Source organism: Gilliamella sp. B3892, assembly GCF_026536305.1.
Taxonomy (GTDB): domain Bacteria; phylum Pseudomonadota; class Gammaproteobacteria; order Enterobacterales; family Orbaceae; genus Gilliamella.
Map to the genome: position 1 here is coordinate 1 of NZ_JAFNOK010000013.1, position 12,327 is coordinate 12,327.

Annotated in this window: 13 protein-coding genes and 1 tRNA gene; 13 read left to right on the plus strand and 1 reads right to left on the minus strand. The window is 35.8% G+C overall.

All coding sequences use genetic code 11. The annotated features are described in order from the left end of the window. The first annotated feature begins 75 nt into the window (after positions 1–75). From J3U74_RS10915 to J3U74_RS10975, 13 genes are read left to right on the plus strand one after another with little or no spacing between them, the layout of a single operon-like run. A complete protein-coding gene (locus tag J3U74_RS10915; protein ID WP_267338050.1) occupies positions 76–420 on the plus strand; it encodes a hypothetical protein in 345 nt (114 codons plus the stop codon). 1 nt (position 421) lies between these two features. After that, positions 422–790 (plus strand): hypothetical protein, encoded by a 369-nt coding sequence (locus J3U74_RS10920; protein ID WP_267328546.1) that lies wholly within the window; start codon positions 422–424, stop codon positions 788–790. Continuing rightward, positions 787–1,158: a hypothetical protein gene (locus J3U74_RS10925; protein WP_267338049.1), complete on the plus strand. Its 372-nt coding sequence runs from the start codon at positions 787–789 to the stop codon at positions 1,156–1,158. Before J3U74_RS10920 ends, J3U74_RS10925 begins: the two co-directional genes overlap by 4 nt. 60 nt (positions 1,159–1,218) lie before the next feature. Further along, positions 1,219–1,722: a hypothetical protein gene (locus J3U74_RS10930; RefSeq protein WP_267338048.1), complete on the plus strand. Its 504-nt coding sequence runs from the start codon at positions 1,219–1,221 to the stop codon at positions 1,720–1,722. 11 nt (positions 1,723–1,733) lie between these two features. Then, entirely contained in the window at positions 1,734–2,381 is a 648-nt protein-coding gene (locus tag J3U74_RS10935; protein WP_267338047.1) for a DUF6246 family protein, read from the plus strand. Between the two features lie 20 nt (positions 2,382–2,401). Next, positions 2,402–5,509, plus strand: coding sequence for a tape measure protein (locus J3U74_RS10940; protein WP_267338046.1), 3,108 nt, complete (start codon positions 2,402–2,404; stop codon positions 5,507–5,509). 53 nt (positions 5,510–5,562) lie between these two features. Next, positions 5,563–6,012, plus strand: coding sequence for a hypothetical protein (locus tag J3U74_RS10945; RefSeq protein ID WP_267328543.1), 450 nt, complete (start codon positions 5,563–5,565; stop codon positions 6,010–6,012). A gap of 59 nt (positions 6,013–6,071) precedes the next feature. Beyond that, positions 6,072–6,548, plus strand: a complete 477-nt coding sequence (locus J3U74_RS10950; protein ID WP_267338045.1) for a hypothetical protein — start codon at positions 6,072–6,074, stop codon at positions 6,546–6,548. Positions 6,549–6,550: 2 nt separating this feature from the next. Then, entirely contained in the window at positions 6,551–7,063 is a 513-nt protein-coding gene (locus J3U74_RS10955; protein ID WP_267338044.1) for a hypothetical protein, read from the plus strand. After that, positions 7,056–7,475, plus strand: a complete 420-nt coding sequence (locus J3U74_RS10960; RefSeq protein WP_267338043.1) for an NlpC/P60 family protein — start codon at positions 7,056–7,058, stop codon at positions 7,473–7,475. Before J3U74_RS10955 ends, J3U74_RS10960 begins: the two co-directional genes overlap by 8 nt. Beyond that, the gene (locus J3U74_RS10965) at positions 7,459–10,014 is read left to right on the plus strand and encodes a host specificity factor TipJ family phage tail protein (RefSeq protein WP_267338042.1); all 2,556 of its coding nucleotides are present in this window, start codon (positions 7,459–7,461) and stop codon (positions 10,012–10,014) included. The genes J3U74_RS10960 and J3U74_RS10965 overlap by 17 nt, the downstream gene beginning before the upstream one ends. Beyond that, complete coding sequence (locus J3U74_RS10970; RefSeq protein ID WP_267338041.1) at positions 10,011–11,405, plus strand: hypothetical protein; 1,395 nt, start codon at positions 10,011–10,013, stop codon at positions 11,403–11,405. The genes J3U74_RS10965 and J3U74_RS10970 overlap by 4 nt, the downstream gene beginning before the upstream one ends. Before the next feature lies 1 nt (position 11,406). Then, positions 11,407–11,979: a tail fiber assembly protein gene (locus tag J3U74_RS10975; RefSeq protein WP_267328905.1), complete on the plus strand. Its 573-nt coding sequence runs from the start codon at positions 11,407–11,409 to the stop codon at positions 11,977–11,979. 147 nt (positions 11,980–12,126) lie between these two features. On the opposite strand, the gene J3U74_RS10980 is transcribed toward J3U74_RS10975, so the two are convergent. Then, a tRNA-Val gene (locus J3U74_RS10980) sits at positions 12,127–12,203 on the minus strand. Positions 12,204–12,327: the final 124 nt, after the last annotated feature.

Consider the following 12,327-nt stretch of genomic DNA (forward strand, 5'->3'; position numbering starts at 1 on the left):
ATGTTCACGGCTGTACTGATTGTTTGGGTATTTCTCGTTCGAATAAGCCGTTATTTTTAGTTGTGGGAGGTCACAATGAGTAATATAGCAAACTGGTCGTATACCGCTAAAGCCACGATATGGCGTGTTGCCGGCGAGAATGAATATGGTAAAAAAATATTTCACCCTCCAGAGCTAATTTATTGCGATTATGGGCTTGATTCAGCGTTGAAAACTGGCGATATCGGCAGTGGATTTGTTATCAAAAACACGTTTTGGACCGAATATTCACAAGCCAATCAAGGTGATTTCATTTTAGTTGGCGAGTCGTTAGAGGTAGACCCAATCAAAACTGGAGCGGATGAAATTAAACATATTACTCGATATGCGGATACACTAGAGAGACTTGCGGATGATTATGCATTGATAACAGGAGTTTGATATGGGCATTAAGGTTAGTTGTGTCAGAGATTGTATAAATCGATTGAATACCATAGTTGGTGATGTTCAAGCTAGAAAATCAGTAAGAGCCATACAATCTGCATTATTAATTGGTGGTGTTAGAGCTGCATTGTATACGCCGATTGACACTTCAACGCTACTCGATAGCCAATATCGTGAAATGTTCGTTAGTGGTAATTGCTTAACGGGTCGGGTTGGGTATTCAGCTAATTATGCCTTGTATGTCCATGATCCTAATCATCCAATGAAGTTTAGACGTTCAACAGCTAGAAAAGAGTTTTTATATCAAGGGTTCATAGATGAAAAAGAAACTATTGAGCAAGTCATACGCAAGGAAATGAAATTATGAAGATGTACAAACGCGTAGCCAACTATCTTAAAAACTCAAGTTTAACTAATGATTTCGTTGTCCAATATCTAAAATGGCGTGATACAAAAAATAAAAGCAGCAAGTTTATTGTATTTAGACCTAATGGCGGTTCAATACTGAAAGCTAATTTAGGTAATGACTATTACACGTTAGTCGATCTTGTCGGCGCAGTTAATGATATTGAATCTATTGATAATCACGTCTCAGCAATAGCTGATTACATCAAAAACAATCCTTACACAGATAATACAGGTCTTATTCAAGTTGTCGGCGCAATACCTGCACCAGTAATTACAGATGACGATAGATTAGTTTACAGGATTTTAGTTTCCTGCAAATTAGGTTAGTAATTAAAAACAATTTATAGCCTGCTTTGTGTAGGCTTTTTTATTTTATAGGAGTTAAAAATGGCAGAATGTACAGAACAAAATAATCAATTATTTGGCGCTGCTGTAGTTCTTGAAGTTTGTGACGGATGCCCAGACAAAGCACCAAAGGAAGCCGATTGGAAAGCTTTAATGGCTGGCACATCTAAAGGACTTGATTACAGTCCAAATACGGTGACTAGTGATGCAGATGATCAGGGCGGATTTGTCGAAGCTATCGTCACCAATGCTGATATTGCCTTATCATTTGAGGGTGAAGTCAGAATTAATGACAAGTTAGATCAGTATGGTTTCTTCAAATTAGAGCGTTACTTTACCACTGAGTTAGCCAATAAACGTCAACCTAGTTTATGGGTTCGATTGATGTATGGTGAAAATACTTTTGTCGCCTACATGAATTTAACATCACTGAGTTGGAGTGGAGGGTCAAACGATATTGTATCAGCTTCACTTGAATTTAAAGTGGCTTCATCTAAATCAGTGAAAATTACAGGTAAAGTTCCTGCAACTCAACCAACCAAATAACAAGGCTAAATATGATTAGAACAGATATAGGCGAAATAGTAATTTCAATCAAAAAAAATGGGTCATTGAGCACAAAAAAAATTGATTATGTATTCACTCCCTCATTTGAAAACTTATCAAAACTTGGTGAGCCACATGAGATAGTTAACGCCTATGCTGTTCTGCTTTCTAATGATGCATATAACGCAATAACTAGCTTCAAAGAACCAAATCAATACGTAATTAATTACATTAATGAAAAAATAACACTTCAACTTGAAGTTGCAAGAAAAGTGCTGACCTGTTGTTGCTCAAATGATGTTACCCAGCTAATTGGAAGTAAAACAAAAAAAGGGTTAATAAAAATTCAGAATATTATCATGATAGCCAGAAGTTTGCTTGATTATGGCGTAGTGGGGAAAGTGAAAGTAAGGGTATCTCAGCGCAACGAAAATAAATCATATTCTTCAGAATTTAAAATTACTGACTACATCAACAATGCGAGAATTCATCTAGGGTTATCGCTAGATGAAGCCAAAAACTTAACAATGACCGAATACATTATGTTGATGGCAAATAAATATCCTGATAAAGAAGGATTTACCAGAGAAGAATACGATAAGGTCCTTGCGAATTACGAGAAAAAACGACAAGAAAGGTTAGCTAAAGCGACAGAATGAGTCGCTATTATGGGTGAATTATGGCGCAACATACAGACGGAAATATCACTTACACCGTTTCCCTTGAAATGAAAGAGTTACTTGAAAATTCTAGGCGAGTAATTAAAGAACTTGAAGAATTAAATGGCGGTAGTTCAAGAGCTTCAAGAGGGTTAGATAGATTAGAGACCTCTTCGCAAAATGCAGGAAATTCTCTTGGTAAATTGACAAAAATTGCTAAGACTGTATCTGCTGAGCTAGTATCAAATACAGTTATCGGCTACGCTCAGAGCTGGAACGAGCTAGAAGATAGAATACAAAACACTGGCGCAACAGCATCGCAAACTAAAGATATTCTAGACCAGCTTTTGGCAACTTCTAACCGCAATGGTCGCACTATTGAAGAGTCAGTCGAGCTGTATATCCGTCTTTCTAACTCTATGGGTGAGCTGGGTTATAGCACACAAAGTACATTGTCTTATATTGGCTCAATGTCAGACTTATTTACAATCAATAAAACTAGTGCAATAGGTACTGAATCAGCTATAAATGCACTCACTAAAGCCCAAATGGAAGGTAAGCTCGCTGGTGTTGAGGCAATGACGGTATTTAGTAAAATGCCAAGTGTTTTAGGAATATTGACAAATTACCTTAAGAAAAATGCTAAATCAACTGCTGATGCTGAGAAGATTACTGAACAATATGTTAAACAATTAGCTAGTGACGGCAAATTATCTATACAAACATTTAATGATGCGCTGATAGACTCTAATGTTGAACTAGATGCACTTGCTGATAACATGCGAAAAACTGTCACTGAGGGTCTCAATTCTGTTATTAATAATCTTAAAAAATATTTTGGTGAATTAAATAACTCCACAGGTGCGACTAAATTACTCGTTGATTCGCTATTTTTAATGTCTCAGAACGTTGATATTTTAATGACGGGCGTTGGTGCTTTAGCGGCAATTTATGCAGGGAAATATATTACATCATTAGCTAGTGCGACTAAACAAAGTGCTGAACAAACAATTGCAAATATTCGTCAAGCACAAGCTGAAAAAGTTTTAATTCAAGCTGAAATGGCTAGAATTAGCGAGAACATCAGAGCGTTAGAAGTACAGAAACAAAATATTATTTTAGCTCAAACGCATTGTAATAGCTTACGAGCACAAATGACACTAAATAATCAACTTGCAGTTGTTGAAACTCAATTGACTGCGGCTACAAATCAGCAAACAGCAGCGCAAGCAAGACTTGATGTAGCGATGAAAGCATCATCTTTTGCCGCTAACGGTCTAAGATCAGCTATGGCTTTATTAGGCGGTCCAGCAGGGATATTGTTTTTAGTTGCAGGTGGAATAATGTCGTTTGCCTCTAAAGCAAAAGATGCTACTCCACAAATACGCGAATATACAAAGTCAATAGACCAAATGAAAGAATCTTTAAAAGAACTAAATCAAGTTCAATTAAAAGGTAAGATTGCTGATTTAAAGGATGAAGCTAAAGCTATAAATAAAGAAATTTCTGAATTAAATGTGAAAGTAAGGTGTTTAAAAAAAGCACAGGAAACATTACAAAATCCTGCGTATTACATAGATAACTTTGGGGAATATCTTGCTGCAGCATTTCAGGGAACACCTGAAGAAATTCATAATGAATTAGATAAACTTTATGCAAAAATAGAAGAAAAACAAAATAATCTAAAAAACACTGAAGAGGAGTTAAAGCTAGCAACAGATCAGTACAGTAGCTCAATTTCAGGAGCAACAAAAAGCACGGAAAATCTATTAGATAGCTTGGGCGAAGCAGCCAGAAATAAATTAAATGAAAAAATACGCTCGCTCTCAGCAGAACTAGAAATAGCAAAGTTAAAACAGAAAGGACTAAATAAAGAGGCATATGTTGCACAAGCCCTTTTATCATCCCTCGGTGACAATGCTGGGAAATATCAGTCAGCTATATTAAATGCGGCTAAAAATGGCAAATTATTTAATGATAGCATAAAAGGTTTGCCGGATGAAATCCAACCGCTAATTATGAAATTAGCCGAGCTCTGGGACGTGACGAAACAAGGTGCATCTACAATAAATAATACTGAAGCATCTATTAAAAATTTATCTACAGAGCTACAAATTGCTAAATGTGAAGCACAAGGTCTTATTGATAAAGCAAACGAATTAAAAGCTATTCAAGCACTTGGATTAGATTCTAGTAATAGTGAACAATTGTCATCTAATGAAGCTCAAATTGAGCAAATGAAACTATTAATCGAACAACAAAATCAATTAAATTTAGCAAAAAATGGCATGGATATAGCTAAACAAGAAATTGATAGTAGAGCTGATCCAGTTGAACTTTTAAAAAATGAATTAAAAGAAAAGCAAATCGCAATAAATGAAGCACATGAGCAGGGGTTATTGAGTGAGCAACAATACAATGATGCAATTACAGCTGCAAAACAGAATGCAGCAGATAAACAGAAAAAAATAGAAGATGATTTATTAAAAAACAAACTGGCTAATGTATCTTCTATGCTTTCTGCGTCAAGTGATATGTTTGGGAGAATGGCTGACTTAACCAGAAATTTTGCTGGCGAATCTAGTTCGGCTTATAAAGCCCTGTTTGCTATCAGCAAAGGCTTTGCAATTGCAAATGCAACTTTAAATTTGCAAACCGCTTTATCAAATGCTAGTACCGCACCATACCCAACAAATATTGCAGCATATGCTCAAGCGGCAACGCAGGGCGCTCAAATAATATCAGCAATATCATCAATGAGTTATGGGGGGGCGCGTAAAAATGGCGGTCCAGTAGATGCAAATTCAATGTACCGTGTTGGTGAGGGTGGCAAACCTGAAATATTGATGGCAGGTGGCAAACAGTATTTAATACCAGGCGAAAATGGACGAGTATTAAGCAATCGACAAATAACTTCCAATCAAGGTCAAAATATACAATGGAATTTTATTGTAGAAAACTATGCAAGTGGTGTTGAAGTCAGTAAACCATCAATTGATTACGAAAATAAAATTATCAGAACAGCAGTCAAACAAGCAAAACAGGAAGTCGCTGATGATATTAAAGAACATACTGGGGAAGTTTGGCGAGCTATGTCAAATTCGACTAATATTCAATCTAAATTATAATTGATATTAGATGATAATTTTCATACCATTAACGAAAAATTAAGGAGGATGGTATGAAAAAATTTGTATTGTTTGGATTGATAGGGTTTGTATTAACTGGTTGTGGCGATGATAAAGTTACTAAAGAGTATCTTGTTGGTGAATGGGATTGTAGCTATGAAGAATATGAAAGCAAATACGATTCAAAATTCAAAGAATATAATGCTTATTCTTTAAAAAGTAGTGAGCAATTTAAACAATCTTATAAAATTGTTGATGATGTTTTAATGTCAAAGATTGCTGATAAGGATGCGTTTGAAGTTGATTTAAATAAAGTTTACAGTAATTTATACTTGGAAGGGGAAACAGATAATTGCAATTACTCAATAAAAAGAGTTCTGGTGAAGAAATCAAACAACAAATTTAGTTGGACAGAAGAAACATTTTTTGATTGTACATTTGATAAAGATAGTATAGATAAATTCAAGACAAAAAGAGAAAGGATTTGCACTAGAATAAAATAAATTAAGTACCAACAACCCGCTTAGGCGGGTTTTTTATTATCAAAAAAACAGGAGTAATAATGAATGATTATCCATTAGAACAAAAAACAGTGCAACTGGGTGCATATTCAAGACAACAAAAGGCCCAGTTTTCAACCGTTGAGACACGAAGTGGTAAACTTTATTTCAAACGTATAGCGCAAGAACAGCCAATTTTAAGAAATATTAGTTTTGTTCTATTAGATTATGAAGCGCAAATATTTTTAGATTGGTTTAATAACGTTTTAAAAAGAGGTTTTTTACCGTTCGATATAAAATTGGCGACGGAATGGGATTCGTCACAAACATTAAATTGCCGTTTTTTACCCGATTCACTATTGAACACAACAAGAAATAATCATCTTCAATGGAGCTACAGCGCTAAGATTTTAATTAATAATTATGGACCACCAGATTATATACCTCTTGATATTATCGACCATCAGAATTATTACTCAAATAAAGCACGTAGTCAGTTAGATCAGATTATTAATGTCAATATGAAAAATATAGGTTAGACATGACTATATCACAAGAACAACGTGAATTTTTCACACAGAAGAACCCTGCTGAAGAATTTGACACAATAACCTTTAATCATCCAGAGTTTAAAGCGCCATTGAGATTGGTCCTGAATCAATTTAGGTCTTTAGTGTTTGCTGGTAATGAATTTATTCCCGTAGCTGCAAAAATAAAATTACCAGATCAGGGGTCAGATTTAATGCCAAAGTTAAGTTTACAGTTTTCACGTATTCACGTCGGTGATGAATTCAAAAAAATTATTAATTCAATTACTCCTTTTGGCTGGCAAGAGCCTATATCTATGATTTATGAACAATATAATGAGTTATCAATGAATAAACCTGTTAATCGCTATTCATTATACGTCTCAGAAGACGGGGTTCGATTTAATCGAAGCACTATTCAAGTAACGGCATGCGATGATAATCCAATGGTGTTATCAAAGCCCAGAAACACCGAAAGCAACCCAATTTATACACTTGAAGAATATAGAGGTCTTGCAAATGCTTAAAAAAATGACAGTTAATGAATTTGTTAACAAGGTGATTGGTACGAAATGGGTTGATAGAGCCTGTACTTTTGATGAAATGGATTGTTGGGGGCTGGTGATTCTTTATTATCGGCACGTACTTGGGATTGAACTAAAAAAAATAACAGGTTATCAATCAAAGAATACGACAATCCAGAATGAGGCTATACCGGAATCGATTAGAAACTGGAAACCATGCGAAAAGAGTAATAATGCAGTATTTCTTGCTTATGTTGGTGATCTTCCTTCTCATGTGGGTATTGTGATAGATAACCATATGTTGCACGCTAAAGGAAATGAAATTCAAGGCGGACAAGTTCAATATAACAAGCTGGAAGCACTAGAAAAAGCCTATACAAAAGTGGAGTACTACCAATATGCTGATATATCATAAAGACCCTAACGGACTGACCGAAAAAGAAATATATCAACTCGACACGTCTCTTTCACTTCTTCAAAATATTCGCAATAAATTTCCAAACGGTTTTGACAACACTGTAACAGACATATATGTCAATAATGAGAAAATCGACCCACTAGTCTATGATTTATCAAGAAAAGTCTCTGTTTTTGATCAAGTTGTAATTATTAATCGTCAACAAGCGTCAGTCGTTGTAAGCCTTATCGTTGCAGTTATTGCCGCTGTCGTTGCATACGCATTAACGCCAACCCCCAAAACCCCAAACGCAACGGGGGAGCAAAAAGACAGCTCCAACAACAAACTTACCGGACAAAAAAATATCGCGCGATTATATCAAGCAAAGCCTGATATTTACGGATGTGTGCGCTCATACCCCGATATTGTAAATCCAGCAGGAACAGAATACATTGATAATGTTAAATATGTTGAGCATCTTTTTTGTGTCGGGGTTGGTGAATATCAATTAGAAAACTTCAAATATGATCAATCATTACTTGATAAAATAGCCGGAACGAGTTATACAGCTTATAAGCCCGGCGATATAATTCCGACTGTCCGTTATCAATTCCCAAGCGCTGAAGTTAACGGGCAAGAATTAACCCCGATAAATTTAGCAGATGAGGAGTTGTATACAGTAGATTATGGCAAATTTATTAGTTATTCCCCATCAATAAGTTACCCATCTCAGAATATCGATGCAATTATAACGCTACCTGAGAAAAGCGACATCGCGTATTTTGAAAATTTAATTAAACCTATTTCAATAACGTTCAAAACTTCAGGAGCCATCTATCACGAATTTGGGAACGGAATCAACCGCGTAAATGTAAATATGAAATTAAGCGGTGTATTAAATTCAATAAAATACAATGATAAACAACAACCTATGTTGTGTTTATCGCACGTAAAATTATTAGACTATAATTTAAAACGAAAACCCAAAAAAATTAGTTATTATCAAATTTTTACTAATTCTTTAAAAATTGAACATATGGGGGGGACTTATACTGATGCTTTCCATTTGCCAGAATCTGGCACCGAACTTTGGGTAGATTTGGTTTTTCAACGGGGGCTTCAAGGTAATGTTGACTTAAAGTTTATCTTCTGGCAAGTAGATGATTTTGGTAATGAGATCGCAGGAACACGCGAAGCGCAAAACTATAATATATCCAGAAATACGTACGAACCGCAAAATGTTACCGTTAAACTCACTCCGCAAGGTGGGTTAAGTAAATACGCCATGATTATTGGACGTTTAAATAACGGTAAGGGGGATTTAACCGATCAGGTTAAAGTAGAAAATGTATATATTGTTGATTATGATTATAACTATCAGGTTAAAGATACATTAATTTATGTTAAAACTCGTGCAACATCGCAAGCAACATCATTAAAAGAGCTTAAGTTCAATGTCGAAGCTACCCGCAAAACCATCACATATAACGCTGCCACTAAAGAAATAGATTACAGCCTCAAGCCATCAAGATCGTTTGCTGATGCAGTTTTACATCAATATGTTTTAGTTTACGGGCGCGATCCAGCTGAACTTGATTTAGATTCTTTATATCAAATCGATAAAAATGTTAAAAATACTAACAAACGACTGGGTTATTTTGATTTTTCATTTGATGACATTGATGTTTCACTCGGTCAACGCATTGAAACAATATGCAATGCCGCGCGCGTGTATGTATATAGAGATGGTCAAAAGTGGCGTTTTGCTCGAAATGAAGAAAAATTAAGAGCTGTGGCTATGTTTAATGCTTTGAACACTTTCAGTTCAAGTGATGGTGGGACGATACAGAAAAAGTCAAGTTTACCAACTACTTATGACGGCATTCAAGTTCAATATATAGACTCAAGTAAAGATCAGATTGGTGGAACAGATAAAAAAACTTATATTGATTTAAAAATTAAAAATAATAAGATTGTTAATGGACAAGCCTTTCGTCCGCTAAAAATAGAATTAGCAGGTTGCCGGAATTATGATCAAGCAATGAATCGCGCACAGCTTGAAATTAGACGACTAATCTATGAACGTACCTTTATTGAAGATGAGGTGATTAATGATGCCAATTTTATTGATAAAGGTGATTTAGTTCTATGGTCAGATACATATGATGAAACAATTATAAGTGGTGAAGTTGTTCGCATCAATAATAATACGTTTTATGTAGACCAAGAATTAGAGTTGGATTCTGGCAAAAATTATCGAGTAGCAATTACAGATAAAAGCGGTTACCCCAGCGACTGGATTAACATTAAATCTCACACTCATAATTCATTTACTGCTGATTATTCCACTGCTTATGTCGCTGATAACATCAATATCCAAATGGGGTCAATCTTTATCATCACAGAAACAATCTCATCTGAACCCACTGAATTTCTGTTAACAGAAAAAATATATAATGACAACGGAACATACAAGATAAAGCTTATAAATTACGATAGTAGAATATATGAATATGACCGCGAAAGCGGTTTTTTTTCATCTGGAGAAAATATATGACAGCAAGACAAAATACCCAAAATCCATGTCCTTCAAACGCATTAGCAGACTTAAATGATAACACCATCATTATTGATGAGTTTACAAACAGCAAAAATAGTCACACAAGTGATAGATTCGGAAATAAAATAAAAACAATTCATCATCTTAGCTGTGAACTTGATCAAACTATAAATAACATAAAAAATGGTGAAAGATATATTCCAAATACTGGCGGAACCGTAACTGGCACGATAAAAGCTAAAGCGCCTGTTGTTGATAAAATTCCTGCGGTCGAAAAATGGAAGGAAGGGCTAGGGGATAAATCGATAATATCCTCAGATCAATGGGCAATATTTAATGGTTCAGACTGGCCGTATCTTGGGGGAACCTCAAACATAACGATCGCAAGCTGGTGGGGGGTAGGATTTGCGCCGCTTTATTCGTTGAATAATCAACCACAAAACAACACAGTCTCTATCGACTGTCGTGCAGGAACAGTTAACGCAAGAGGTGGTTTTTTTGAAGATGGCATTAAGTTAGTAAAAGAAGGCGATGTCGTTAAAAAAACTCTCACAATAGAGAGTAATAACGCATTTCGACTAAAGAATACTGCTAAAAATATTTCTGCCGTGGTTCGATTTGAGGGGGAAGTATTTTGGATTTTATTTACTGATAAAAATAATTCTGATGGTGATTTTAATCACCTTCGCCCGTTTAGCATTAGTGCGACGACCGGGCGTGCAAATTTTCAACACGGGGTAAGCTCTGGGGGCGTCCCGGTCTTAAGAATTGGTGACTATGGCATCGGCACAAAAGCAATGACGACGTCAAGCACGAATCGACCGACAGGCAGCGCTTTCATTGCAATTGCATCGACTGATGACGATAAACCAAAGGTTAATGGCGGTGTATGTGGCTTTCAGTCATTTAGTACGAATAACAGCTACGGTATGCAACTTGTTTCAACAAACAACGTGGCTGAACAGATAAGACTTTTTGCGCGAGCAGTTGAAAATGATAAAAAAGTTGGTGACTGGGCAGAATTCATCACAACAGCAAATATAAATCAATACGCGCCTCAATCGGTCGTTTTATATCCCGGTGGTAGCGCGACCAATCTTCCAATTTTGAACAAATCCGTTCGAATTGTGATAGATAATCCGTTCAAAACTAGAAATGCATTAGCAATCTTAGAAATTAATGTGAACGGAGAATGGGCGGCGCTAAACTCTACATATAGCGGTTCTGGCGCAGTAGCAAGCTTGCTTAATGATAATAAAATAGTCATCCAAGCTGGGTCGACCCAGCTTGTCGATAAACTTCCTAGTTACGGATGTACTCCGTGGGATAATAAATCATATATCTACTCAGCCCCGTACAGAGTTCGTGTAATCAAATTAGGAGATTAATATGAAAAAAATAATTTTAGGTAAAGTTGATACTAATGAATGTGAAATTCATTTTATCAATCAGTTTGACGATGTGAAAATTGCAGTGAGAAAACCGATTTATGAAAATAAAGAATCGATAAAAGATGTTGAAAAAGAGATTGATGGTGAGATTGTAATGGCTCAGGAAGCTATCACTGAGCAAGTCCAAGTAGGTGAGGAAGTTTATTATACTTTACCCGACGGAACAATCCCCAGTGAGATTAATACTTGGCAAGCAAGAGAAGATCCGATAGTTTTAGATGGTTGGGTCGTTATGAAACAAGATCGCCCATCGGAAGGTGATTGGATTGCATCTAAAAAAGGTACGTGGGTTAGAGATATCTCGCAGATTATTGCTAAGAATGAAGTATTAAAAACTGAATTAATGCAAGAAGCAGTGAACCAAATATCGCTGCTCCAAGATATTATTGACCTTGATATGCAGGAAAGTAATGAAGATGAACAACTAAAGGCATGGAAAAAATATCGTATTCTATTAACTCGTATTGATGCGTCAGATGTAAATGTTGTATTTCCATCTAAGCCTGAATAATTGATGTCAAATTGTGAGGAGCAGAACGCAAAAAATTGCTAAAAAATGGTGCTAGTTTTACCCCAGTCTTACCCCTATTTTACCCCAGCAAAAAAAATCGAGGTGATGATGAATTCATGCTAAGCCTTTTCGGATAAGACTTTAGAATGGTACGCCCGGGTGGACTCGAACCACTGACCCCCACCATGTCAAGGTGATGCTCTAACCAACTGAGCTACGGGCGTATATTTGAAACACGCAAATATTAGCTGGCAATTGGATTTGTAGCAAGTAAAAAAATTGAAAAATAGTTGAATTTTTAGTCTGTTGAATAAAATTGTATTTAAAATAAGCATTTTACGGTTAACT